We start from the raw sequence: 24,832 nt of genomic DNA, 5'->3' as shown, positions 1-24,832 counted from the left end.
GTATTGCTCCAACCGAGTGCTTGGCTCCCCCGTAAGATTCCGTTAGGGTCGCATTCGCGGGCAATTGGCAGGGCGGGCGACGTTATCAAAAATCGCCCGAAAATTGATCAAAAATTAGTCACTTGTTCGTTTGCAACCATGATGCTGCTCCGTCCGGGTGGTGCCTTCCACGGCAGGACCAGTCGCTGCTCACCCTGCGGGACGGTGTTGACGGAGACGTGTGCGTGCAGTGGTGCGGGGTCGGCCAAAAGGGGCTTGCGAGTCGTGAGAAACGGACCAGTCTTGTCTAATGGCATCGCCGGGATCCGTCCGGCGGACAGTGGCCTCGACGCGGGGGTGGAACGCACCATGGGTGGTGTCCCGACGTTTCCCCACGGCAGACCGCTGACGTGGGCGGATCTGGAGGCGATGCCTGATGACGGGCACCGTTTCGAACTCGTCGACGGGGTGCTCGTCATGAGCCCCTCACCGCGCCCCGTGCACCAGCGGGTGGTCGCCCGGCTGCTGGTGGCGCTGACCGCTGTCTGCCCACCGGAGCTGGAGGTCCTTCCCGCTCCGGTCGACGTCGTGCTCGCCGACGACACGGTCTTCATTCCCGACCTGGTGGTGGGCCGGCGTGAGCAGTTCTCGAAACAGGCGCTCATCGGGCCGCCCGTGCTGGCGGTCGAGGTCCTTTCGCCGCGCACACGGCACGTGGATCTCGAACTCAAGCGGGCGAAGTTCCAGGAAGTCGGCTGCGAGAACTACTGGATGATCGACTACGACAGTCCGTGGCTGCGATGCCTGCACCTGGAGAACGGCGTCTACGTCGAACAGGCGCGGTCCGACGGCGAAGAGATCATCGAGCTGCAATTCCCGTTCGCGGTGAAACTCAGCGCCCAGTCACTGGTGCGCTGAGTGGTCGCCGGTCGGAACGGACTGGGCTGAACGGGCGACAGCGATCTACGAACGTGTGGATCAACGTTTCACCATCTGGCGTCCCCGCGCGTCGGGCTGGTTGCGTGCATCGCGACACGTCCACCGCGCGGAGGTTCACACCACATGCAGCCGTTCCAGCTGCCGGAGTTCTACACGCCCTATCCGGCCAGGCTGAATCCGAACCTCGAACGCGCCCGCGTCCACACACGGGCCTGGGCGCACGAGATGGACATGATCGACGTGCCGCAGCACGGGACGGTGATCTGGACCGACGACGACCTCGAGTCGCACGACTACGCGTTGCTCTGCGCGTACACCCACCCCGACTGCGACGGTGAGACGCTCGACCTCGTCACCGACTGGTACGTCTGGGTCTTCTACTTCGACGACCACTTCGTCGAGCTCTACAAGCGCGACCCGGACATCAAGGGCGCGCAGGCCTACCTCGACCGACTGCCGCTGTTCATGCCGGTCAACGGCGTGATCACGGCGACGCCGGAGAACCCGGTCGAGAAGGGCCTCGCGGACCTCTGGCGCCGCACGGTCGGCAAGCACTCGCTGGACTGGCGCGAGCGGTTCGCCGACAACACCAAGCACCTGCTCGACGAGTCGATGTGGGAGCTGCTCAACATCAGCGCGCAGCGGCTCAGCAACCCCATCGAGTACATCGAGATGCGCCGCAAGGTCGGCGGGGCGCCGTGGAGCGCGAACCTCGTCGAGCACGCGGTCGGCCTCGAAGTGCCGGCCTCGATCGCCCTGTCCAGGCCCATCGGGGTCCTGCGGGACACGTTCAGCGACGCCGTGCACCTGCGCAACGACCTGTTCTCCTACGAGCGCGAGGTGCTCGACGAGGGCGAACTGTCCAACGGCGTGCTGGTGTTCGAGAAGTTCCTCGACGTGCCCACCCAGGAGGCCGCGGAGGCCGTCAACGACCTGCTGACGTCCCGGCTGCACCAGTTCGAGCACACGGCCCTCACGGAGGTGCCGATCCTGCTGGACGAGCACGCCATCGACCCGATCGGCCGCGCGGCCGTCCTGGGCTACGTGAAGGGCCTGCAGGACTGGCAGGCGGGCGGCCACGAGTGGCACATGCGGTCGTCGCGGTACATGAACAAGGGGGCCAGGACGGGCCTCTCCGCCACGAACGTCCTCGGCTCGTACGCCAAGACCATGCCGCAGCGGCTCAAGCAGTTCAGCAGCACGCCGAAGGTCGTCGAGCCGTACACGCTGCCGGAGTTCAGGCCCCCCTTCACGCTGACCCTGTCGCCGCACCTCGACCAGGCGCGCGAGGAGGTCATCACGTGGGGCCGGGAGATGGGCATCCACGACGAGGGCATCTGGGACGAGGCCAAGCACCGGGGCTTCGACCTCGCGCTGTGCTCTTCTGGGCTCGATCCGGACGCGACGCCGGAGGAGCTGTTCCTCTCGGCGGCCTGGCTGACCTGGGGCACCTATGCCGACGACGTCTACCCGTGGGTGTTCGGGCGGCTGCGGGACCTGGCCGGGTTGAAGATCCAGACCGCGCGGCTCAAGCAGTGCATGCCGCTCGACATGGTGCTGACCGTGGCACCGGCCAACGCGATGGAACGCGCCCTGGCCGACCTGTGGCAGAAGACCGCCGGTCCCATGTCCGGCGAGTTCCGCACGACGTTCCGGCAGACCGTGGACGACATGATCGACGCGTGGGTGTGGGAAGTCGTCAACATCCAGCAGAACCGCGTGCCGGACCCGGTCGACTACCTGGAGATGCGGCGGTCGACGTTCGGTTCCGAGCTGACGACGTCGCTGTCGCGTTTTTCGCATTCGACGACGGTGCCGCCGGAGATCTGGGGAACCAGGGTCATCCAGACCATGGAGCGGTCGGCCATGGATTACTGCTGCATGCTCAACGACGTCTTCTCGTACTTGAAGGAGATTCAGTACGAGGGCGAAGTGCACAACATGGTGAAGGTGGTCGAGACCTTCCTCGGCGTTTCGCAGTCCCGCGCTTTCGAACTGACCTACGCGTTGATGGACGCCCGCCTGGGGCAGTTCATCGCGTCGGTCGACACGCACCTGCCGAAGATGTTCGAGGACCTCTCACTGGACTCGGCCACGCGGGCGTCGCTCACCCGGTACGCCGACGAGCTGAAGGACTGGATCGTCGCGATCATCAACTGGCACGAGGAGACCAGCCGGTACGGCGAGGACGAGATCCGGACCCCGGTGAACTCGGGAGCGTTCAGCCAGGGCCCGTCGGGCCTCGGCACGTCGGCCGCCCGGCTCCTCACCCGGTAGCCGCTGTCAGGCGCTGACCGCCGATGGTCAGTGGACGGTCAGCGCCTGCCGTCACCTTGTGAGCAACACCGACTCACAGGGGGAAACACCATGAAGAACGTCCTGATCTCCGGCGCCAGCATCGGCGGACCCGCGCTCGCCTACTGGCTGCGCCGCAACGGCTTCAGCGTCACCGTGGTGGAGCGGGCGCGCGGCATGCGGCCCGGCGGCCAGGCCATCGACGTGCGCGGCCCGGCCCTGGAGGTCATCGAGCGCATGGGCCTCGGCGACCAGCTCAGGTCGTTCAGCACCAACATGCGCGGCATGAACGTGGTCGACGCCGACGGCAACGAGCTCTACCGCTCCACCACGCACACCCTGAGCGGCGGTGACCTGTCGAGCCCTGACGTAGAACTGCTGCGCGACGACCTCGCCCGGATGCTCTTCGACGCGGCGGACGGCGTCGAGTACCTGTTCGACGACACGATCACCTCGATCGACGGCACCCGCGTCACGTTCGAGAAGGCGGCACCGCGCGACTTCGACGTCATCGCCGGCGCGGACGGCCTGCACTCCAACGTCCGCAGGCTCGCGTTCGGCCCCGAGCAGGACTTCATCACGCACCTCGGCACGAACCTCGCCGTCTTCACCGCGCCGAACTTCCTCGGCCTCGACCACTGGCAGACGTTCCAGCAGGGCGAGGTCGTCGGCGGCGGCATCATGAGCGCCCGCTCGAACGCGGAATGCCGTGTGTACATGGGTTTCAACGGCGTGACCGACTTCGACCACCGCGACGTCGACGCCCAGCGCGCCCTGATCGCCGAGAAGTTCGCCGACGCGGGCTGGGCGTGGCAGACCGCGCTCAAGCACATGTGGGAGGCGCCGGACTTCCACTTCGACTCGATGAGCCAGATCCGGATGGACTCGTGGTCCCGCGGGAACGTCGTGCTGCTCGGCGACGCCGGCTACTGCGGTTCGCCGTTGTCCGGGCAGGGCACCAGCATGGCGCTGGTCGGCGCGTACGTGCTCGCCGGTGAGCTCGCCAAGGACCCGTCGACCGCCTTCGAGCGTTACGAGGAGATCCTGCGGCCGTACGTGGTCGCCAACCAGGACATGGCGCTGAAGAATCAGGCGAACGGCGGCGCGCCCACGGAGGAGTTCGCCGACGTCGTCAACAGCCTCAGCCTTCCCAGCTACTGATCTTCTCCTGGATCGCCGCGCGGACGTCGTCCTCGGGGATCACGGCACCGGTGAACCTCACCACCGCCGTGATCCCCTTGGCGTCGAGGTGGCGGTAGTCGGCGAAGCTCAAGCCCTCCAACGCTTCCTGGATCTCGGAGTCGTCGAACGAGGTGTGGCCCATGACCTCCTGGGCGTCGACCACCTGGCCGGCGCGGGCGAACGACAGCCGGGTGAGCCGGTTGACGTTCCAGTAGTGGCTCGCGGCCCTCCCGTTGCGGGACAGGCGTTCCAGCACCTCGCCGCGAGAGCCCTGCCAGTTGTTGCCCTCCACGACGAGCACGCCACCGTCGATCTCCAGGGCGATCGAGTCCTCCTCGAACTCGCCCACGACGTCGTCCACTCCGGCGTTCGTGATGATCGTGACCGTCGCCGCCTCACCGAGCACTTCCTTGAGCCAGCGGTACGGCTTTTCAGGACGGGAGATCGGCGGTGGCACCGGTTCGCCGCGCTGCAGGTGCCCGACTCGGTCGGTCTTCTTGTGCAGCAACGGATCCGACATCGACTGCGGCCAGATCGTCAGCTCGTAGCGTTCGTCGTCCTCGTCACGGCCGCCGGCGCAGACGCGGACCCGGAACTCTCCCGGCCACGGAGCGGTGGCGCCGTGGCCGAACCTGGCGTCACCCTCCACCGCGACGTAGCTGATCTCGGCGACCTCGTCCCAGCTCTCCAGTTCCGGCGGTCCCGGCTCGTCCAGCAGGACCCTCACGGAGACGGGGACCTGACCCTGCGCGATGCCCGTGCGGACCGCGAACCCGGTGTCGATCGCGCCCGCCAGGCCCGTCGCCGTGAAGTCCGCTTTGGCCTTGCCCAGTTCCTCGACCAGCACGAACTCGTGGTCGAACACCGGTGCGCTCGTGCTCCAGGACATGCCCTGGTACTCCCGGCGCCGCTTCTCCAGCAACGCCCTCTCGTAGGCGGGAGGCAGGGGGACGTCCGGCAGGATCTCGGCGGTCGCACCGATCGCGATCCCGATGGCCGCCACCGGATCGGCCGCGGTCGGGGTGCCGAGCGCGTTGAGGATCGCCCTGGACACCGCCACGGCCACCGCCAGGTGCGCGGCCCCGCGCTTCGCGGCGATGGACGCCTCGTCGCCCGTGACCTCGCTCAGGTCCGGGAGCATCGCGCGCACCTGCTCGACGATCAGGTCGGTGGCGCCCTGGTGCACCGCGTTCACCATGCTCATCGGCGTGGCCAGCGCGCTCTGACCGCTCATCGACATCAGTCCGAAGCTGCTGCCGTCCGGCAACGGCCGCAGTCGCGCGACGAGGTCGGCGGGCGCGGTCAGGTCCAGCCGGGCGACGCCCAGTTCCAGCGCGCCGAGCAGCCGTTCCGCCGGCAGTGAGGGGAACGCGTGCAACGCCTGCTGCACCACGGAACCGACCGCGAAGTGGTCCTGCCTCCTGCGCTCGGTGTGGCGGCCCAGCAGTGCCGCCGGCTCGTTCGGGATGAGCGCCTCGATCGCCGGCACCACGTCGTCGATCAGCCTTCTGAAGTCCCCCATGCCCGTGATTCTGGCATGTCTCGAGCAAAGAATTGGCTCAGACCATTGACGACAAAAGGGATGTCTGAGCAGGCTGAAGGCAGGGTCGCCGCCCCCGACTCGTGAGGAGGAGTCGTGAGAACTCGCGTTCTCGCCGCGGTCATCGCTGTCACGGCAGCGTTGTCCGTCAGCGCGCAGTCGCAAGCCGCGGAACCACTGCAGAGCCTGGTGCCGGTCCCGGTGTCGGTGCAGGCCAGAAGCGGTGTCACGCACACCCTGACGGCCGCCACGAAGATCTACACGGCTCCGGCCGCACGCGACGTCGGCACCTTCCTCGCCGGAGTCCTGCGGCCCTCCACCGGTTACGCGTTGCCGGTGTCCGACGCGACAGGAACGCCGGCGGACGGAATCTCGCTGTTGCTCTCGGGCGCACCCGGTACGGTCGGGGAGCAGGGCTACCAGCTCGACGTCGCCGCGAACAGCATCGTGTTGCGCGCCAACACGTCCGAGGGCCTGTTCACGGGCGTGCAGACGCTGCGGCAGCTGCTGCCCGCCAAGGTGGAGAGCACGACCGCGCAGTCCGGTCCGTGGACCGTGCCGGGCACGCTGATCGTCGACTACCCGCGGTTCTCCTACCGCGGCGCGATGCTCGACGTGGCCCGCCACTTCCACCCGGTCTCCACGGTCAAGCGCTACATCGACCAGCTCGCGCTGTACAAGATCAATTACTTCCACCTGCACCTGAGCGACGACCAGGGCTGGCGGATCGTGATCGACAGCTGGCCGCGTCTGGCCACGTACGGCGGCAGCACGCAGGTCGGCGGCGGCCCCGGCGGTTACTACACCAAGGCGCAGTACAGCGAGATCGTGCAGTACGCGGCCTCGCGCAAGATCACGGTGATCCCCGAGATCGACCTGCCGGGCCACACCAACGCGGCACTGGCCTCGTACGCGGAGCTCAACTGCAACGGCCAGGCTCCGCCGCTGCGCACGGACATCGAGGTCGGCTACTCCTCGCTGTGCGTCGGCAAGGAGCTCACCTACCAGTTCGTCGACGACGTGATCCGCGAGATCGCGGCGCTCACGCCCGGCCCGTACTTCCACATCGGCGGCGACGAGGCGCACTCGACGCCGGACGCCGACTACCAGACGTTCATGAACCGCACCCTGCCGATCGTGAAGAAGTACGGCAAGACCGCGCTCGGCTGGCACGAGTTCGTGAAGACCACGACCGACACCACCGCCATCCCGCAGTACTGGGGCACCTCGACGTCCAACGCCGTGGTGCAGGCAGCGGTGGCACGCGGCCACAAGGTCATCATGTCGCCCGCGAACAAGGCGTACCTGGACATGAAGTACAACTCCAGCACGCCTTTGGGCCTGTCGTGGGCCGGTCTGATCGAGGTCCAGACGGCGTACGACTGGAACCCCGGAACGCACCTGAGCGGTGTGCCGGAGTCCGCGGTCCGCGGCGTCGAGGCTCCACTGTGGAGCGAGACGCTGGTGACCGGGCAGGACATCGAGTTCATGGCGTTCCCGAGGCTCGGCGCGATCGCCGAACTGGCCTGGTCGCCGTGGTCGACGCACAACTGGGACCAGTTCAAGGTGCGCCTGGGCAACCAGGGCCCGCGCTGGACGACCATGGGCATCAACTTCTACCGGTCTACCCAGGTGCCGTGGGACACCGGCGGCCCCGGACCCGGCCCCTGCGCGCAGCCGGCGTGGGAACGCGACAAGGTCTACACCGGCGGCAACGTGGTCTCGCACAACGGCCACAAGTGGAACGCCCAGTGGTGGACGCGAGGTGAGGAGCCAGGCACCACCGGCCAGTGGGGAGTCTGGCGCGACGCAGGCGTCTGCTGATCGCTGATTGCTCCGGTGCGGACGAGTAGTACTCGCCCGCACCGGGTATCAGGTTGTCGTGAATGCCCGAGTTGCCGTATTCGCCCCGTCCCCTCAACTGACCGTCACCGTCGAGGACCTCGACGGCGAACCGGATGTGCACCTGCACGCCGGTGGCCAGGGTTTCTGGCAGTCCAGAATGATCGCCGCCCTCGGCGTCGAAGCAGTCGTCTGCGCGACGTTCGGCGGCGAGACAGGCCGTGTGCTGCGCACCTTGCTGGAAGGCGAGCACGTCGAACTGCAAGCACGCGAAGTCGCCGCACGCAACGGCGCCTACGTGCACGATCGTCGCGACGGAAGCCGCGACGAGATGGTCGAGATGCTCCCGGACGCGTTGTCCCGGCACGAGCTCGACGACGTGTACGAGTCGGCACTGGTGGAAGGCATCCGTGCGGGCACAGCCGTGCTGAGCGGGCCGTCCGACGACCGAGTGCTGCCCCACGACACGTACTTCCGCCTCACCTCCGACCTGACCGGCAACGGCTGTCGCGTGATCGTCGACCTGGCGGGCGAGCGGCTCGCCGAAGCCGTGCGCGGCGGCCCGCACGTCGTCAAGGTGTCGCACGAGGAACTGGGCGAGGAAGAGCTGCCCAAGCTCATCAAGAAGGCCCGCGAGATCGCTTCTTCGTGCGTGCACGGCGTGGTGGTGTCACGCGCCGACGAACCAGCGTTGGCTCTGCTGGAAGACCAGCTCTACCTCGTGCGGATGCCTCGGCTGGAACCCGTCGACACGCGTGGCGCCGGTGACTCCATGACCGCGGGGATTTCAGCCGGCCTCGCACTGGGTATGTCGTTGACGGACGCGGTGAAGCTCGGAGCGGCCGCCGGCGCGGTGAACGTGACGCGGCACGGCCTCGGCAGCGGAGGGGGAGATGCCGTGCGCGAGCTGAGCAAACGCGTGGAACTGGAGCCGATCGAGGAATGAGCGGATGCGCGCGCTGATCACGAACGACGACGGAATCGACTCGCCCGGCCTCGCGGCACTGGCTCTGGCCGCGCTCGACCGCGGCCTCGAGGTGGTGGTGGCCGCACCGGCCACCCAGGCCAGCGGCACGAGCGCCTCGGTCGCGGCGGTCGGGGACGACGGGAAGGTGGTCAGCGAGCGTCGTTCGCTGCCGGGCCTCGACGTGGAGGCGTACGCGGTCGCGGCGCATCCGGGCCTGATCTCGCTGATCGCGTGCCGCGGCGGCTTCGGTGGCAAGCCCGACGTGGTGCTGTCCGGGATCAACCTCGGCGCGAACGTCGGCCGCGCGGTCCTGCACTCCGGCACCGTCGGCGCGGCGCTGACCGCGCACCTGAACGACGTCACGGCGATGGCGGTGTCGCTCGACGTGGGGTTGGACGAGCCTGAACCGTTGTGGGACAAGGCGGGCGAGGTGGTGCGCGTCGTGCTGCCGGTGCTGCTGGAGATGCCCGCGGCCTCGGTGCTGTCGTTGAACGTGCCGAACATCGCTGACGTGCGAGGACTTCGCTGGGCAGAGCTGGCGCGGTTCGGCACCGTGCAGAGCCGGGTGGACGAGCTGGACGACGGTCAGGTCGAGCTCGTCAACGTGTACTCGGAGGAGTCGCTCGTGCCGGGCACGGACGCTGCTCTGCTGGCAGAGGGTTTCGCAACGGTGACGGCGTTGCGCTCGGTGGACCGCGACGTCAGTTCTGAGCGTGCTTTGCCGGCCTGGCCAGCGTGATCACCAGCCCGATCAGGGCCGTCCGCACCTCGAGAAAACTTTCGGTCGTCAGGTCGTTGAGCGAGAAAGCCAGCATCCCGAACGACAACAGCAGGAGAATCCCGTACATCCGCGCGAGGTCGTGCCGCCACGCCATCGCGACGCCCAGCGCCCCGACCCCGATCTGGACCACGTGGTAGTTCGGGTCCAATCCGAACACGTCGAACCATCCGAACGCGAGCTGCAGCAAGCCCGCCGTGAGAGTGAGCGCCTGCGGCCTCGTGAACTCGAACTGATCGTTCAACAAGGCCATAGGTCTCTACCCTTCGGATCGCCGCCAGACCGCGTCGTACTGCGCTTGTCGTTCGCGGTCCCGCACGGCGTTTCGATCCCGGCGACCCTGAGTCGCCGAACCCCGTGGATACCCGTACTTCGTGAGCCGGTAATCCACGCTTTCGGGTGCGTAGGAGAGCGCGAAGTACAGTCCTACAACGAAACCGAGCGCTCCGCACGCGATTGCGAGTGGCCACGCCGAGCCGAGTCCGAAGACCAGCGCCAGCGTGATGGCCGTCGTCAGCGGCGTGACCTGCACAAGACTGCGCACCGTGAAGCGCACCAGCCACTTCGGACCGGTCACGTCGTCGAAGACGAACTCCCGGTACTTCTGCGGCAGCCTGCCGCCCGCGTAGTACCAGAGCTTCAGGCCCGGGTTCATCGGGTGGCCTTGGCGATCACCTTGTGCAGCACCTGGTTCAGCTGCGCGAGCTCTTCGAACGTCATGTCGAGCTGCTCCACGACCTTGAAGGGAATCTTCAGCGCTTCTTTTCTCAGTTCCTGCCCGGCCTCGGTCAGGGTGAGCGCGAGCGCGCGTTCGTCCGCCTTGTCCCGCTGCCGCTCGACGTAGCCGACCGCCTCCAGCCGCTTGAGCAGCGGGCTGAGGGTGCCGGGGTCGAGCTGCAGGACGTTGCTCAGGTCCTTGACGGTGCGCGGCGACCGTTCCCAGAGCGCCAGCATCACCAGGTACTGGGGATGCGTGAGGTTCAGCGGCTCCAGGATCGGGCGGTAGACCGCGATCACCGTCCGGCTGGCGACGGCCAGCGCGAAGCAGACCTGCCGCTCCAGTTCGAGCGGGTTCTCCGGGATACTTGGTGTACTAATCATTGGTGTACACACTAACTCGGAGGCGTGCTGAGATCCAAGAGGTGTGGCGCAATGCTCAGACGGTCACTTCAGGGCTTCTGCCAGGACCTCGGCGGTGACGGCGGCGCCCGCGCGGGTCATCACGGTGCCGCCGTGGTCGACCTCGTTGATCAGCACAGGCTCGTGCAGAACGGGCAGCGCGGCGCGGAACCCCTGCGCCTGCTCGACGGTGTAGGCGGGCGGGCTGTCCGGGCCGGTGCTCCACTCGGCGTGCAGGAACCAGGTCGGCATGGTCAGTTCCTGCCAGCGCGACGTGCCGAAGACGACGTCGGTGGCGTCGGCGACCAGGGTGTCGGCCGGGAGCCTCAGGTGGCCGTCGGGGGTCAGGTCGTGCGCGAAGTAGTCGCGGATCAACGGGTCGGTGGCGTCGATCAGCGGGTTCACCATGGCCTGGACGGCGAGGTACTCGTCGACGGTCCAGGTGCGTTCGCGCGCGGCCAGTTGCGGGGCGAACGCGGCTGAGAGCAGTTCCTCGGTCATCTGGGCATGGGCGGGCATGGGGAAGCCGCCGTCCACGAGCACGAGCGTGCGCACGCGGTCCGGGTGGCGCACGGCCAGCTCGACGGCCACGTACGCGCCCATCGACATGCCGCAGACCGTCACGGCCTGGAGGTCGAGGGCGTCGAGCACGCGGACCATGTCGTCGGCGTGCTGACCGATGCCCGCGCCGGAAACCTCAGAACTGTCGCCGCGGCCGCGCAGGTCCGGTGCGATGAGGGAGAAGTGGTGGGCGGCCACCCAGTTCCACAGCTCGCGGCTGCCGCTGACGCCGTGGATCGCCAGCACGGGCGGGGTGTCGCCGTCGTGGATCTCGACGGCCAGGTCGCCACCGTCTACCGGAACGAACATGCGGACTCCTTAGGCCTTGCCGGGATTGAAGAGGTTCAGCGGGTCGAACGTGTGCTTGATCGCCTGCTGCACGGCGTGCGCGCCGGGGCCGAGTTCGCGGATCATGCCGTCGCGCTTGAGCAGGCCGACGCCGTGCTCGCCGGTGACGGTGCCGCCCAGCGCCAGGGCCTGGTCGATGATGTCCTCGAACGCCGCCTGCGCCGCGATCCTGGCGTTGTCGTCGCCGGGCGGGGTGATCAGCAACGGGTGCAGGTTGCCGTCGCCGGCATGGGCGATGGTCGCGATCCGGACCTGGTGGCGCGCACCGATCTCCTCGATGTGCGCGAGCATCGCGGGGACCGCGGACCGGGGCACGCACACGTCCTCGGTGAGCAGCGGGCCCAGGCGTTCGAGCGCGGGGTAGGTGAGGCGGCGGGCGGCGAAGAGGGCCTCGGCCTCGGTCGAGTCGGTGGACCGCTCCGTCCAGACAGCGCCCGCGTCGGTGAAGGCCGCGACCAGCCCGTCGGCGTCGTCGGGCGTCTCGGCGCGGGCCAGCAGCATCGCCTCGGTGTCCGGCTCGATGCCGAGGTGCTTCCAGTCCTCGACGGCCTGCAGGCACGCACGGTCGATCAGTTCCAGCGCGGCGGGCTGCAGGCCTCGGCTGGTGCTCAGCGCAACGGCCTGACCTGCGGCGACGAGGCTGTCGAACGCTCCGACCACGGTGTCTGCGGGCCGTGGGGCCGGACGGAGGCGGACGGTGATCTCGGTGACGACGCCGAGCGTGCCCTCGGAACCGACGAGCAGGCTGGTCAGGTCGTAGCCGGCGACGCCCTTGGTCGTGCGCCTGCCCAGGCGCACCGCGGTGCCGTAGGGGACAGGGCCGCCCAGCACGGCTTCCAGGCCGAGCACGTAGTCGCGCGTCACGCCGTACTTGAGGCAGCACAGGCCGCCCGCGTTCGTGGCGACGTTGCCGCCGATCGTCGACCACGGCGAGCTGGCCGGATCCGGCGGGTACCAGAGTCCTTGCGCGGCAACGGCTTTCTTGAGGTCGTCGTTGACGACGCCCGGTTGCACGACGGCGAGCAGGTTGTCCCGGTCGATCTCGATGATCTGGTTCATCCGGCTCAGGTCGAGGACCAGGCAGCCGTCCGTCGCGTTGGCGCCGCCGGACAGGCCCGTGCCCGCACCTCGCGGCACGATCGGGATGTTGTGCTCGGCGCAGGCTTTCACGGCCTGCTGAACGTCCTCTGTGGACTGCGGCCGGAGCGCCGCGTACGGCGTGCCCGCCGGTGCCCACTCGGCCTCGTCGTGACTGAGGCCGGCCAGCGTGTTCGGGTCGGTGATGAGGTTCGGCAGCTTCATGACTGCTCCAACGCGCCGTGCGCGGCCTTGTGTGCGACCCGTTCCAGTGCCGCGCCCCATTCGGCGGGCGTGGTGCCGGCGTGGATCGGGACCGCGCCCATGCCCGCCACCGCGAACCGGGCGAAGAGCACCAGGTCGAAGGCCTGGTCGGGGGAGGCGAGCGGCGGGGTGAGGATCGTCGCGATCTGCGCGGCGCCCGTGTTGAGCTCCTGCGTGCCGGTCGCGATGAGGTCCGGTTCCTTGACGATCACCGCGCGGCGACCGAGTTCCAGCGCCCACTGCTCGGGGGTGATCGTGTCGATGGCCGTGCGCACGGCCGTCGTGAGCGCCGCGACGGGATCCGGGTCCGGGACGAGGGCGCGGACGACCCGGCTGAGGAACGCGTCGTACCAGAAGATCGAGGCCTTGGTGCCGAACGTGCGGAACAGCGTGCGTTCGGAGACGCCCGCACGATCGGCGATGGCCTTGGTCGACGTGGCGGCGAAGCCCTGGTCGAGGCACAGGGCGATGGCCGCCTCCTGGATCGCGAGGCGGGTGCGCAGGTCCTTCGCGGCGCGCGTGGTCAAGGTGTCCACGCTGCCACGGTAGCGCGAAGAGTCAGTTACTGCCAGAAGTTCTGGCAGTAACTGACGCTTTCTGGTGCTTTAGAGCGCGCGGACGGCCGCGCCGAGGCGAGTGATGCCCTCGTCGATCTGCTCCGGCGTCACGCCCGAGAACGCGAGGCGGAGGGCGTTGTCGCCGCCCTCCAGCAGGAAGTCGGAGCCCTTCACGAACTCGACGCCGTGCTCCTTCGCGACCGGCACCAGCTTGTCGATCGACACACCCGGCAGCTCGACCCACATGAAGTAGCCGCCCTGCGGCGCGGTGAAGACCGCCTCCGGCAGCTCACGCCGCAGAGCCGCCACGAGAGCGTCCCTGCGCGCACGCAGCGCCGTGCGGACGTTCACGACCGACTCGTCGAGACGGCCGGAGCGGCAGTACGAGTTCACGATCGACTGCGCCACCATGTTCGGCGAGATGTACGTGGTGGTGGCGATGTCCTGGACGCTCTTGATGACGGCCTTCGGGCCCACCAGGTAGCCGCAGCGGATGCCGGGCGCCATGGTCTTCGAGAACGACGACGCGTAGACGACCTTCTCGTTCTTGTCCTGCGAGAGCATCGTCGGCAGCGGCTCGCCCTCGAACCGCACCTTGACGTACGGGTCGTCCTCGAACAGCACGAAGTCGTACTTGGCCGCGAGGTCGAGCAGACGCGTGCGCTTCGCCTCGGACAGCGTGTAGCCGGCCGGGTTGTGGAAGTTCGGGATGATGTGCGCGAGCTTCGGGCGCACACCGCTCTCCAGCAGCTTCTCGAGCGCGTCGACGTTGATGCCGTCGGTCTCCAGCTCGATCGCGTGGATCTTGGCGCCGCGCTGGCGCAGGTTCAGCAGCGTGCGGTCGTAGGTCGGAGCCTCGACCACGACGTCGTCGCCCTGCTGGACGAGCAGTTCGAACAGGAACGCGTCGGCCTGCATCGAGCCGTTGGTGACGAGCACCTGCTCCGGCGCGACGCCGTGCTGCTCCGCGAGCCAGGTGCGCAGCGGGACGTAGCCGACGCTCGTGCCGTACGCGAAGGTGCCGCCGGGGTCGTCCGTGAAGGCTTTCTGCGCTGCTTCGCGCAGGCCTTCCTGGTCGATGATGTCGAGAGAGGGCGCTCCGCGCGTGAACAGGATCGAGGCCATGCGCGGAGCGTACAACTCCCACAATCTGGGCTACGGCCTATATGCGTATGAGTTGAGCAGGCTCACCGCCGCCTGGGCATTGCCCAGGTGATAAAGATCGACTGCCAGGAAGTTCGGCTTCTTCCGCGCCGCCGGCTGGCAGAACTGCTGAGCCCGGTTCGCGAGCTTGCCGTTGTCCGTCGTGGCCGTGCCGGTGAACGGAACGTCGCGGAAGTGGTTCATGACGAACAAAGGCTGGAAGCCGCCCGTCGCGGTGAGCGGTTTTTCATCCCATCGGCTGTAACAGGACCAGTCGGAACTGCCCAGACCCGAACCCATCGACCAGTAGTTCTCGACCGTCCAGTCCTTCTGGTAGAGCACACCGCTGTCCTCGCGCCCGTCCTTGCCGTGGTCGGTGAAGATGATCAGCCGCTTGTTGCTGCCCTGCAGCTGGCTGCGGGTGGGCCACCCGTTCTGCTGCACGCCTTCCGCCCGGTACAGGACGTCGTTCAGCCCCTGCACCTTGCGAAGCTCGGCGCGCAGCGTGTTCGCGTCGACGTAGTCCTCCAGGAAGACCGTGATGATCTCGCTGCGGTTGTTCTTGAGGAAGTCCACGATCCGCTGGACGTCCACGTTGAGCGCCACCGGCTTGCTGACGAGCGTGCAGCTGTTGTGGCACAGGATCGCGCCGTCCGGGGTCTGGTGAATGTCGAGCATGAAGCCCCGCACACCGTCGCCCAGTTGCTGCACGATGCCGCGCGTCTGGTTCTTGGCGAGGTCGATGAACGGCGGCGCGAACCCGCCGTCCACCCCGTTCGCATAGGCGTTGTGGGCGGTCAGGAACGTCATCTGGTCGAGCCGCGGATCCGCCGGCATCGCCTCGGTCGGACTGCTGACCGGCGTCAGGTACCAGCGCGACTCGCCATTCAGGCTGAAGAATTCCCATTGATCACCGAACTGACGGGGCTCGTGAACCGTATCCCCTTGTGAACACGAACCCATGGTGAGCTGACGGGTGATGCACTGACCCGGCGAGTCGGTGTTCTCGAACCTCCCGTCGCTCAGCCGCCACTGCTGGCGGTCCTCGTTGCCCTTGGGGCGGTGCAGCGCCAGTCCACTGCCGCTCTGGGCGACGTTGAGTCCGGTCCTGACACTGGTGACGTAGAACGTGCCCGCGGGAGCCGCGTCGGCGGTGGCGGGTACCAGGGGAAGTAGCAGCAGGGCTGCGATGGTAGGGAGGTATCGCATGGTGACCAGAGTCATGCACCGGCGTGAAACATGAAACGCTTTCAAGGGTATGAACCTTTAACACTGTGGGTATCCCCAGCATCGTGAATCGCTCTTGACGAGCAGGGGACCCACGCGAATCAGCACGTCGCAGAACAACTCCACGGCAGCCGTCGCCCGACCGAAGGGTTAGGGCCGGTACTCGGGCGCCGCCTTCACAAGCCGCGCAGGGTTCGACTCCCTCGGTTGCCACTTGCTCCGGGCACGTCCCGTGAGCGCACGTCGTCGACATCCCGCGGCGGCAAGTACAGGCGTCGTGGTCGACGGACCGCGGCGCCTGTGTCGTCTCAGAACGGCGGATCGCCGCTGAACGTCGTGCCGGCGTCACGGTCGCGCGGCGTGCTGCGGGATCTGCCCAGAGCTCGCAGCTGATCGCCGACGTATCTCAAGCCCTCACGCAACTGCTCCTGCCGCGCCGTCACCGCGCGGCCGGATCCGGCAGACGACCGTGGAGTCCAGAGTGGAGTGAGGGGACCGAACGCACGGCGGTACCAGGCCCTTTCGATCGTCGTGGCTCTCCAAACGAGCTGATGTCTCCACGATGACAGACGGGTCTGACGCTCTTGAGAATCACAGCTCAGGGCATCGTTGCCCTCAAAGGCAAGCCGCTCGACCGTCGCCGACAGCGACGAAATCGGTATGGGCACAAAAGAAGCCCGCCCGGCAAGAAACCGAGCGGGCCCCAAGAGCTGAATCAGATGGCGCGGACGTCCTGCGCCTGCGGCCCCTTCTGACCCTGGCCGATCTCGAACTCCACGCGCTGCTGCTCCTCCAGCGACTTGAAGCCCGAGCCGGAAATCTGCGAGTAGTGCACGAACACGTCCGGACCGCCGCCGTCCTGCGCGATGAATCCGAAGCCCTTCTCGCCGTTGAACCACTTCACGGTGCCCTGCGCCATACCGAATGCTCCCTAGATGTTGGTCCCTCGCCAAAGCGAGGTGCGCGGGCAGTCTGCCAGTCGACGGTCTCTCTCACATCGTGGTTAGCCCGGTGGTGTGACGAAGTAAGTTGAACGTGGTACCCCGAGAGGAGCAGGAATGACGAACTGGCTGGACGTCGCGCACGAGGTGGCGGCGACGCTCAGGTCCGACGCGGCGGACAGGGACCGGGCGAACCAGCCACCCGCCAAAGAGGTGGAACTGCTCAGGCAGAGCGGCTTGCTGAACGTCGGCGACTGGACTCAGCAGCAGCGGATCGGCCGGATCATCGGGGCCGCCGACGCCAACATCGGGCACCTCCTCGGGTACCACTACCTGCAGATCTGGCGCAGCGGGCTGTTCGACGCGCAGTTCAGCGTCCGGCCCGACCAGTTCTGGGCAGGCGTCAGCAACCCGCTCGACGCGGCGCTCGAACTCAGCCCCGCCGAAGATGGTTTCGTCCTCAACGGTCGCAAGACGTTCGCCACCGGAGCCGCCGTCGCCGACCGCCTCGTGGTCAGTGCGACGCGCACGGACAACGGCGAGAAACTCACGTTCCTGCTCGACGGAAAAGCCGGCGGAATCACCTACTTGGACGATTGGGACAACATCGGCCAGCGCCTCACGGCGTCCGGTGGCGTGAACTTCGAGAACGTCGCGGTCACCGAGATCCTCGGCGTCCAGCCCGCGAACGAGGACCCACGCATCAGCCTCGCCGCGATCGGCTTCCAGCTCGTGCTCGCCCAGCTCTACGTGGCCATCGCGGAAGGCGCCCTGCACGAAGCCGCCGACTACACCCGCACCAAGACCCGCCCGTGGTTCGTCAGCGGCGTCGAAACGGCCACCGAGGACCCGTACATCGTCGCGGCCTACGGCGAGATGGTGTCCCAGACCAGGGCCGCCGGGCTGCTCGCGGACGAAGCCGCGCGGCAGCTCTGGGAGGCGACCGAGCTCGGCAGGCACCTGACCCCCGCCAAGCGCGGCGAGGTCGCGGTCGTCATCTCCGAGGCCAAGGTCGTCAGCACCAAGCTCGTCAACGAGGTCACCAGCCGCATCTTCGAGCAGGTCGGCGCGCGCGGCACGGCGGCCAAGTACGGCGTGGACCGCTTCTGGCGCAACGCCCGCACGCTCACGCTGCACGACCCGGTCGTCTACAAGGCACGCGAGGTCGGCGAGCACTTCCTCACCGGCGCGCGCCCCGCGCACACCGGGTACAGCTGATGCAGCCGGTCCTCGCCGACTCGGTGAAGCTCACCGGGAACGGCGTCCTGATCCTCGACCGGCGGCAGTTCCCGTTCGAACGGAACTGGGTGCTCTGCCGCACGGCCGAGGAGGTCGCGCGGGCCATCGAGGACATGGTCACCCAGTCCTCCGGCCCGTACTTCGCGGTGCTGTTCGCCATGGTGCTCAAGGCACGCACCCTCGAAGGCCTGCCGTTCGAGACCGCCCGCGCACAGCTCGCGGAGACCGCCCGGATGCTCGAGAACACCAGGCGCACCAACAACGCCCTGCGCAAGGCGACCAAGATCGTCCTCGAACACGTGGACGTCGCGCAGGACATCACGCACGCGCTCCAAGGCGCCGAGGAAGGCGACCGCAGGTACCGCGCAAAGAGCCAGGCGCTGGGCGAGCACACGGCGAACCTGCTGCCCGGCGACGCCACGGTCATGACCCACTGCTGGGCCGACCTGTACCTCACCGAAACGGTCAAAGCCGCGCAGGCGCAAGGCAAACAGCTCAAGTTCTTCTGCACCGAGACCAGGCCGTATCTGCAGGGAGCCCGGCTCACCGCGGAGACGTTGATCGAGATGGGCGTCGACACCACGCTCATCACGGACGGCATGGGCGCCGCGGTCCTGCAGAGCGGACAGGTCGACGCGTTGGTCACGGCGGCGGATCGCGTCACCATGGACGGGCACGTCGTCAACAAGGTCGGCACACTGGGGCTGGCCGTGGCGGCGCACGCGTTCGGAGTACCGTTCCACGCCCAAGTGCAGGCACCCGATCTGCAGGCGCCGACGACGGACCACGTCGAAATCGAGTACCGCGACGGCTCGGAAGTGTTGCAGGTCCTCGGCAGGCCCAGTGCCACGCCGAGGGTGAAAGGGCACTACCCGGCGTTCGACGTGACACCGCCGCGCTTCGTCACGACCGTGGTGACGGACCGGGGTGTCTACGCCGCCGGCGCGCTTGACAAGTACTACGAGGGAGAACTGCGGTGAGCAAGTGGGTCGTGCTCGACATCGAGGGCACGCTGAGCGCGACGGACCAGGTGCTGGTCGTCCTCTACGACTACGCCCGTCCCCGGCTCGGGCCGTGGATCGAGCAGCACGGTGACGACCCGGTGGTCGCTGATGCCGTGAAGCAGATCAAGGAACTGAGCGGGCACGACGACGTTGTCAAAGCGCTGCACGACTGGATGGACGCCGACCAGAAGGTCACGCCGCTCAAGACGTTGCAGGGCCTCATCTGGCAGCAGGGCTACGCGCAGGGCGACCTGGTGGCGGAGTTCTTCCCGGACGTCGTCCCCGCGATCCGCAAGTGGCACGACGACGGCGTGAAGCTCGCGATCTTCAGCTCCGGCTCGGTCGCGGGCCAGGTCGCGTTCTTCCAGCACACCACCGACGGCGACCTGACCCCGTTGCTGGAGCACCACTTCGACACGGTCAACGCAGGCCCGAAGCGCGAAGCCGCGTCGTACCACAAGATCGCGGAGACGCTCCAGAGCGACGACATCACCTTCTACAGCGACGTTCCGGCCGAGCTGCACGCCGCGCAGGAGGCGGGCTGGAAGACGGTCGGCGTCGCGCGCGCCGGTGAGCCGTACGGCAACGCCGACTTCACGCCGCACCCCACGGTCTGGGAGCTGTCGTGACGGCGGAGCTCGCCCGCGAGTGCGTCCGCTACGCCCAGATGGGCTGGATGCGCGGCACGAGCGGCAACCTTTCCGTTGTCCTGCAACGTGATCCGCTCCGGCTCGCGGTCACGGTCAGCGGCGTCGACAAGGGTGAGATCACCGCCGACGACAGCGTGATCATCGACGTCGACGGCAACGCGGTCGACTCGCCGAAGGTCCCGTCCGCCGAAGCGGGCCTGCACGCCAGGATCGCTCACGTCTCCGGCGCGGGTGCCGTCGTGCACGTCCACGCGCTGGCGACCGTTGTCGCGGCGGAACACTGGCCCGACGGCGTGGTCCTCAAGGACCTGGAGATGCTCAAGGGTTTCGGCCGCCACGACCACGAAGAGGTCGTCATCCCGGTCGTGAAGAACTCCCAGGACATGCTCGAACTGGGCGACGCCTTCGAGAAGGGCTTCGACCCGAAGGTCCCGGCACTGCTCGTCGCACGGCACGGCGTGTACGTGTGGGGCGATGACCTGATGCAGGCACGGCACCGCCTGGAATGCCTGGAGTGGTTGCTGCGCTTCAAGATGGAGACGCGAGACATCTTTACGGGGAGGCACTCATGACGCTGTTGACCGTGTGGCCGGAATCCGGCCCCGAGGAGACCGTCCTGCGCACCACGGACGCCGAGGAGATCGCCACCGCTCTCAAGGAGCACGGCGTGCGCTTCAGCCGCTGGTCCGTTGTGGACGGTGTCACCGCCGAGAACGCCCTGGAGATCTTCAAAGACGACATCGCCCGCGTCAGCGAGACGGAGGGTTACGGCTACGTCGACGCGATGGAGATGACGCCGGCCGACACCGACGAGTACCGCGCGAAGGCCGTCGAGTTCCGGAACAAGTTCCTCGCCGAGCACACTCATGACGACGACGAGGACCGCTACTTCGCCCGTGGTGCAGGGGTTTTCTACCTGCACATCGGCGACAAGGTCTACGCGGTGTTCTGCACGGCGGGTGACCTGCTGAGCGTTCCGGCGAACACGACGCACTGGTTCGACATGGGCACGACGCCGGACTACGTGTCGGTCAGGTTCTTCCACGACGACGACGGCTGGATCGGGAACTTCACCGGAAGCGACATCGCGAAGAAGTTCCCGACCTTCGACGAGATCGGTTCAGAAATGTGAAAAGTTCGCCTATCTGAACATTGTTCCGGAATTTGAACGAACTATTGATTCCCTCCGCCTTCTGACCTCACAGTGGTACAGACCACTTATCGAAGGTCGGAGGGATTCAACGTGGAAACCCCTGCACTCCACACACGACGATCCGTGCTCGCCCTCGCGCTGACCGCACCCCTGCTCGTGGCCCCGGCGGCTCAGGCCCTCGCTCAGCCGCCGTCCGCGCAGTGGGTGTCCGCGCCGTACACCTACACCGTCCAGAAGCCGTACAACCTGGCGCTGAGCAGCCGTTACAAGCTCGAAGGCGGCGTCCACACGATGTGGGTGTACGACTACGACCAGCCGCACACCCAGGGCAGCCCGACGGATCCGCGCACCGAGATGCGCTTCAACCAGGAGTACTCCAGCGGGTCGCGCGCCTGGGAGGGCGAGATCTACATCCCGGCCGGCGTCAGCGGCCCGACCGTCGTGCAGATCCTGCGCGGCAGCCGACCGGACGGCACCCGCGCCACCGACGTGATGCTCAACGTCGCCAACATCAACGGCGGCACCCTGCGCAAGGACAGCAACCAGGTCATCGCGACCGGCATTTACAACAAATGGTTCAAGATCCGCGTCGAGCACACCGCCGTCGCGGGCGGCCGGGGCACCGTGAAGACCTACTACAACGGCGCTCTCAAACTCACCCACCAGGACGAGGGCCCGGCGACGCGCTATTTCAAGAACGGCGTCTACCACCACGGCAGCGGCCGCGCGGAGGCCCGTTTCCGCAACATCACCTACTGGCGCCAGTGACCCTAGAGTGAGGGCATGAGCTCACAGGTGGCGGTGGCATCGCTCGGCGGCACGATCACGATGACGGGCTCCGGCGCGGTGTCACCGACCCTGGGCGCCAAAGACCTGGTCCAGGGCCTCGAGGTGGGCGAGATCGCCACCCTCGCCACGATCCCCGGCGCCTCGCTCACGTTCGCCACGCTGCTGGAGACCTTCGACTGGGCCGACAAGCAGGTTTCCCAAGGCGCGCAAGGTGTCGTGGTCATCCAGGGCACCGACACCCTCGAAGAGACCGCGTACTTCTTCGACTGCCTGTGGCCGCACGAGGAACCGATCGTCGTCACCGGCGCGATGCGGCACCCCGGACTCCCCGGCGCGGACGGCCCCGCCAACCTCGCCGCGGCAGTTTCCGTTGCGGCTGCCCAGAACTCGCGCGGACGCGGCGCGCTGCTCGTCCTCAACGACGAGATCCACGCCGCCCGCTGGGTCCGCAAGACGCACAGCAGCCTGACGAACGCCTTCACGTCGTTCCCCGGCCCGCTCGGACTCGTAGTCGAAGGCGCGCCACAGTACTTCCACCCCGCGCACCGGCTTCCTGCGTTGCCACGACCTCTCGACGCACCAGCGGTTCCGCTCATCGAGGCCACTTTGGACGATGACGGTTCCGTCCTCGACTGGCTCAACGTCAAGGGCGCCGTCGTTGCCGCTGCGGGCGTCGGTCACGTGTCGGCCGGTATGGCCGAGGCGATCTCCCGGGCCCAGTTCCCGGTGGTGGTCGCGACACGGACGGGCGCTGGGACGACGTTCCGCGACACCTACGGCTTCACCGGATCCGAGTCGGACCTGATCCAGCGCGGGGTCGTGATGGCGGGGTGGCTATGTCCCCGTAAGGCGCGCGTGCTGCTGCGTCTCGCTATCGGCGCTATGCAACCTATCGGGGACGTTTTCGCAGCTCGCGGGGGCATTTTCTAGCTCATTTTCACCCGAATGAGTCAGTGGCATGGATCGAATCCAAGCCATACCGTCATTGGGCATGACTGCGACTCTTTCCACTCCGTACAGCCGTAATCTCGGCGACGAGCTGCGCCGGCTGAGGGAGACGTGCACCCGGTTCCACGGTCGCGCGATGGCGATCCAGCTCGGCTGGGATCCGAGCAAGGTGTCCGACATCGAGCTCGGCAAGGTGCGGGCGAGCGAGGTCGACCTCGTGCAGTACATGGCGACGTGCGGCAAGGACATCGAGTTCGCCAACGAGTTCCGCAGCCGCTACTACAACGCTTTCGACCTGTACTTCGCCCAGGTGCCGGACGAACTGCGCACACTCGCGATGACCGAGGCGATGGCCACGAAGATCGTCAGCCTCGACGTCATGACGGTGCCCGGCCTTGTGCAGGTGGAGGACTACGCGCGGGAGCTGTTCGTCGACTCCCACATCGAGGCGCCTGAGGACATCGAGAAGTTCGTCCGGGCGCGCATCGAGCGACAGGCGATCCTGAGGCGGCCGAGCCGTCCGGAGTGCTTGTTCTACGTGCACGAGCTGGCACTGCGGATGCGGCTGGGCAGCGCCTCGGTTCGTGAAGATCAGTACCTGCGTCTCCTCTTCAACACCCACATCCTTCGGATCGTGCCTGCACACATCACCGCATTTCGATCTCCGTGTGTGCTGTACGAGTTCGAGAAGGCACCTTCGGTCGTGTACTGCGAAACCGACATGGCCCAGGTGTTTGCGCAGGACAGGACCGCTGTCGCGCGGGCGAAGAGGCTCTTTCAGCGGCTGGATGCCGTTGCCCTGGATGAGGAACAATCGCGGAGCAAGCTGATGGAGTACATCAGCGGTCTGCGAGAGGACTCGGATGTTCCAGGATCGGACTTGGCGTAAGAGCAGCTACAGCGGTGGCAGCGGCTCAGGCAACTGCGTCGAGGTGTCGCTGGCCAAGGACACGCTGGTGCGGGACACGAAGAACGCGAGCGGTCCGGTACTCGCGTTCTCCACCCCTGCCTGGCGCGCCCTGATCAACTCGCTCTGACCACCGACGTGTTCGCGGTCTCGACCGTCACCCGGACGGTCTGAGGCGCGAGCGACTGCAGGTACTGCGCGTGGTCCGAGCCGATCGTGTCGCTGAACGCGATGAACGCCAGGCGCGGCAGTTCGAACGCGGTCATGGCGCAGAACTCCTCCAGGCGGTCGAAGCCGCGCCGGATGCCGGTGGCGTCGAGGCCGAACACGGCGTGCTGGTCGAGCTTGGCGGCACCTACGTCGAGCAGGTGCAACGCGTGCATGGCGTGCGTGAACGCCATCGCGCACACCTCGATGCGCGAGCACGACTTCAGCAGCGTCCGCACCATCGACGGGTGCAGTGACTTGCCGGACGTGCGCAGGACGACGTCGATTCCGGCGGCGCGGAACAGTTCGACGATCTCGAACAGGCCGGGGACTCCCAGCGGTTCCCCGCCTCCCAGCGTGACTGTCTCGGGGCGCATCGAGATGAGCGCCTGTGCGATGTGCAGCATTTGGTCGTGGCTGAGCCGCGCGTGTGCGACGTCCCAGGTGATGTCCATGCGATCGGGCCCCCTTCGGCGGATACGCCGATCCAAACGAGGGACCAGTCCCGTCGTCAGGTGACCGGTGTCCCTAGTGGGAGGGACTTCCCAGCCCGGCTTCCCGGGCCCGCACGATGGCCTGCGCGCGATCGGCCACCTGGAGCTTGGTGAAGATCGCGGAGACCCGGTTGCGCACGGTCTTGCCCGAGAGGCTCAGCTTGTAGGCGATCGACGGGTTGTCGAGCCCGGACGCCATCAGCTCCAGCACGTCCCGTTCGCGGTCGGTGAGCTGCGGGAACAGCACCGCCTTGGACGACGAGATCGCGGTGAAGTAGCCCATCATCCGCTGGGCGATGGTGGCGCTGAAGATCGCCTCTCCGGCTCCTATCGCCTGCACCGCGCGCACGATCTCGTCGTCGTCGGTCGTCTTGACCAGGTAGCCGCGGGCTCCGGCCTTCATCGCCGCGAACACGAGTTCGTCGTCCTCGTGCATGGTCAGCACGAGGACACCGATGTCCGGCAACACCTCACGGATCTGCTTCGCGGCCTCGACCCCGCCCAGCACGGGCATGTGCAGGTCCATCACGACGACGTCCGGTTCCAGGTCGAGGACGACCTTCACTGCCTCCTGCCCGTCGGCGGCGTCACCGACGACCTCGAGGCCGTCCTCCCCGTCCAGCAACGCCTTCAGCCCGCGCCGGAACACCGGGTGGTCGTCCGCGATCACCACGCGCGTCAC

Annotated in this window: 27 protein-coding genes; 15 read left to right on the top strand and 12 right to left on the bottom strand. The window is 67.4% G+C overall.

Going from position 1 to position 24,832, the window contains the following annotated elements; genetic code table 11:
- Window positions 1-282 precede the first annotated feature (282 nt).
- The 3 genes from OG205_RS25965 (at window position 283) to OG205_RS25955 (ending at window position 4,374) form a co-directional block, all read left to right on the top strand.
- A complete protein-coding gene (locus OG205_RS25965; RefSeq protein WP_330270672.1) occupies window positions 283-897 on the top strand; it encodes a Uma2 family endonuclease in 615 nt (204 codons plus the stop codon).
- 144 nt (window positions 898-1,041) lie between these two features.
- On the top strand, window positions 1,042-3,195 hold the full coding sequence (locus tag OG205_RS25960) for a terpene synthase family protein (protein WP_330270671.1): 2,154 nt from the start codon (window positions 1,042-1,044) through the stop codon (window positions 3,193-3,195).
- A gap of 90 nt (window positions 3,196-3,285) precedes the next feature.
- Entirely contained in the window at window positions 3,286-4,374 is a 1,089-nt protein-coding gene (locus tag OG205_RS25955) for an FAD-dependent monooxygenase (RefSeq protein ID WP_330270670.1), read from the top strand.
- Here OG205_RS25955 and OG205_RS25950 read toward each other — a convergent pair.
- Window positions 4,355-5,917 (bottom strand): DUF6461 domain-containing protein, encoded by a 1,563-nt coding sequence (locus tag OG205_RS25950; RefSeq protein WP_330270669.1) that lies wholly within the window; start codon window positions 5,915-5,917, stop codon window positions 4,355-4,357. The two genes, OG205_RS25955 and OG205_RS25950, sit on opposite strands and share 20 nt — an antisense overlap.
- A gap of 114 nt (window positions 5,918-6,031) precedes the next feature.
- On the opposite strand from OG205_RS25950, the gene OG205_RS25945 reads away from it, so the two are divergent.
- From OG205_RS25945 to surE, 3 genes are read left to right on the top strand one after another with little or no spacing between them, the layout of a single operon-like run.
- The gene (locus OG205_RS25945; RefSeq protein WP_442916588.1) at window positions 6,032-7,759 is read left to right on the top strand and encodes a family 20 glycosylhydrolase; all 1,728 of its coding nucleotides are present in this window, start codon (window positions 6,032-6,034) and stop codon (window positions 7,757-7,759) included.
- A gap of 58 nt (window positions 7,760-7,817) precedes the next feature.
- Window positions 7,818-8,723 (top strand): 1-phosphofructokinase family hexose kinase, encoded by a 906-nt coding sequence (locus OG205_RS25940; RefSeq protein ID WP_330270668.1) that lies wholly within the window; start codon window positions 7,818-7,820, stop codon window positions 8,721-8,723.
- A 4-nt stretch (window positions 8,724-8,727) separates the two neighbouring features.
- The gene (surE, locus tag OG205_RS25935; protein ID WP_330270667.1) at window positions 8,728-9,483 is read left to right on the top strand and encodes a 5'/3'-nucleotidase SurE; all 756 of its coding nucleotides are present in this window, start codon (window positions 8,728-8,730) and stop codon (window positions 9,481-9,483) included.
- Here the strand turns inward: surE and OG205_RS25930 are convergent.
- From OG205_RS25930 to OG205_RS25890, 9 genes are all read right to left on the bottom strand, one after another.
- Complete coding sequence (locus OG205_RS25930; RefSeq protein WP_330270666.1) at window positions 9,446-9,775, bottom strand: hypothetical protein; 330 nt, start codon at window positions 9,773-9,775, stop codon at window positions 9,446-9,448. The genes surE and OG205_RS25930 overlap by 38 nt on opposite strands.
- A 6-nt stretch (window positions 9,776-9,781) precedes the next feature.
- Complete coding sequence (locus OG205_RS25925; RefSeq protein WP_330270665.1) at window positions 9,782-10,177, bottom strand: DUF5313 family protein; 396 nt, start codon at window positions 10,175-10,177, stop codon at window positions 9,782-9,784.
- Window positions 10,174-10,623, bottom strand: coding sequence for a MarR family winged helix-turn-helix transcriptional regulator (locus OG205_RS25920; RefSeq protein WP_330270664.1), 450 nt, complete (start codon window positions 10,621-10,623; stop codon window positions 10,174-10,176). Before OG205_RS25920 ends, OG205_RS25925 begins: the two co-directional genes overlap by 4 nt.
- A 63-nt stretch (window positions 10,624-10,686) precedes the next feature.
- A complete protein-coding gene (locus OG205_RS25915; RefSeq protein WP_330270663.1) occupies window positions 10,687-11,511 on the bottom strand; it encodes an alpha/beta fold hydrolase in 825 nt (274 codons plus the stop codon).
- A gap of 9 nt (window positions 11,512-11,520) precedes the next feature.
- Window positions 11,521-12,852, bottom strand: coding sequence for an FAD-binding oxidoreductase (locus OG205_RS25910; RefSeq protein ID WP_330270662.1), 1,332 nt, complete (start codon window positions 12,850-12,852; stop codon window positions 11,521-11,523).
- Window positions 12,849-13,427 (bottom strand): TetR/AcrR family transcriptional regulator, encoded by a 579-nt coding sequence (locus OG205_RS25905; RefSeq protein WP_330270661.1) that lies wholly within the window; start codon window positions 13,425-13,427, stop codon window positions 12,849-12,851. Before OG205_RS25905 ends, OG205_RS25910 begins: the two co-directional genes overlap by 4 nt.
- A 69-nt stretch (window positions 13,428-13,496) precedes the next feature.
- A complete protein-coding gene (locus OG205_RS25900; protein ID WP_330270660.1) occupies window positions 13,497-14,573 on the bottom strand; it encodes an aminotransferase-like domain-containing protein in 1,077 nt (358 codons plus the stop codon).
- 30 nt (window positions 14,574-14,603) lie between these two features.
- Window positions 14,604-15,800 carry a PI-PLC domain-containing protein gene (locus OG205_RS25895; RefSeq protein ID WP_330270659.1) on the bottom strand — a complete coding sequence of 399 codons (1,197 nt, stop codon included), beginning with the start codon at window positions 15,798-15,800 and terminating at the stop codon, window positions 14,604-14,606.
- A 733-nt stretch (window positions 15,801-16,533) separates the two neighbouring features.
- Window positions 16,534-16,737 carry a cold-shock protein gene (locus tag OG205_RS25890; RefSeq protein WP_030479286.1) on the bottom strand — a complete coding sequence of 68 codons (204 nt, stop codon included), beginning with the start codon at window positions 16,735-16,737 and terminating at the stop codon, window positions 16,534-16,536.
- Between the two features lie 139 nt (window positions 16,738-16,876).
- Here OG205_RS25890 and OG205_RS25885 point away from each other — a divergent pair, with 139 nt between their 5' ends.
- The 9 genes from OG205_RS25885 to OG205_RS25845 all read left to right on the top strand — a co-directional run bounded on the left by OG205_RS25885 (window position 16,877) and on the right by OG205_RS25845 (window position 23,579).
- Entirely contained in the window at window positions 16,877-17,977 is a 1,101-nt protein-coding gene (locus OG205_RS25885) for an acyl-CoA dehydrogenase family protein (protein WP_330270658.1), read from the top strand.
- Window positions 17,977-18,978, top strand: a complete 1,002-nt coding sequence (locus OG205_RS25880; RefSeq protein ID WP_330270657.1) for a s-methyl-5-thioribose-1-phosphate isomerase — start codon at window positions 17,977-17,979, stop codon at window positions 18,976-18,978. Before OG205_RS25885 ends, OG205_RS25880 begins: the two co-directional genes overlap by 1 nt.
- Window positions 18,975-19,631 carry an acireductone synthase gene (gene mtnC, locus OG205_RS25875; protein ID WP_330270656.1) on the top strand — a complete coding sequence of 219 codons (657 nt, stop codon included), beginning with the start codon at window positions 18,975-18,977 and terminating at the stop codon, window positions 19,629-19,631. The genes OG205_RS25880 and mtnC overlap by 4 nt, the downstream gene beginning before the upstream one ends.
- On the top strand, window positions 19,628-20,224 hold the full coding sequence (mtnB, locus tag OG205_RS25870) for a methylthioribulose 1-phosphate dehydratase (RefSeq protein WP_330270655.1): 597 nt from the start codon (window positions 19,628-19,630) through the stop codon (window positions 20,222-20,224). Before mtnC ends, mtnB begins: the two co-directional genes overlap by 4 nt.
- Entirely contained in the window at window positions 20,221-20,784 is a 564-nt protein-coding gene (locus OG205_RS25865; RefSeq protein WP_330270654.1) for a 1,2-dihydroxy-3-keto-5-methylthiopentene dioxygenase, read from the top strand. The genes mtnB and OG205_RS25865 overlap by 4 nt, the downstream gene beginning before the upstream one ends.
- A gap of 111 nt (window positions 20,785-20,895) precedes the next feature.
- The gene (locus OG205_RS25860) at window positions 20,896-21,573 is read left to right on the top strand and encodes a polysaccharide lyase family 7 protein (RefSeq protein ID WP_319978036.1); all 678 of its coding nucleotides are present in this window, start codon (window positions 20,896-20,898) and stop codon (window positions 21,571-21,573) included.
- Between the two features lie 15 nt (window positions 21,574-21,588).
- Entirely contained in the window at window positions 21,589-22,524 is a 936-nt protein-coding gene (locus tag OG205_RS25855; RefSeq protein WP_330270653.1) for an asparaginase, read from the top strand.
- A 61-nt stretch (window positions 22,525-22,585) separates the two neighbouring features.
- Complete coding sequence (locus OG205_RS25850) at window positions 22,586-23,431, top strand: helix-turn-helix domain-containing protein (RefSeq protein ID WP_330270652.1); 846 nt, start codon at window positions 22,586-22,588, stop codon at window positions 23,429-23,431.
- Entirely contained in the window at window positions 23,406-23,579 is a 174-nt protein-coding gene (locus tag OG205_RS25845) for a DUF397 domain-containing protein (RefSeq protein WP_330270651.1), read from the top strand. The genes OG205_RS25850 and OG205_RS25845 overlap by 26 nt, the downstream gene beginning before the upstream one ends.
- Here the strand turns inward: OG205_RS25845 and OG205_RS25840 are convergent.
- A complete protein-coding gene (locus OG205_RS25840; RefSeq protein WP_330270650.1) occupies window positions 23,566-24,111 on the bottom strand; it encodes a radical SAM protein in 546 nt (181 codons plus the stop codon). The two genes, OG205_RS25845 and OG205_RS25840, sit on opposite strands and share 14 nt — an antisense overlap.
- Window positions 24,112-24,184: 73 nt before the next feature.
- Window positions 24,185-24,832 carry a response regulator transcription factor gene (locus OG205_RS25835; RefSeq protein WP_330270649.1) on the bottom strand — a complete coding sequence of 216 codons (648 nt, stop codon included), beginning with the start codon at window positions 24,830-24,832 and terminating at the stop codon, window positions 24,185-24,187.

The organism is Lentzea sp. NBC_00516 (genome assembly GCF_036346835.1).
In the GTDB taxonomy this organism is placed as follows: Bacteria; Actinomycetota; Actinomycetes; order Mycobacteriales; family Pseudonocardiaceae; genus Lentzea; species Lentzea sokolovensis.
The sequence above is the reverse complement of the archived record's forward strand: the minus strand, read 5'-3'. Positions and strand labels throughout refer to the sequence as shown.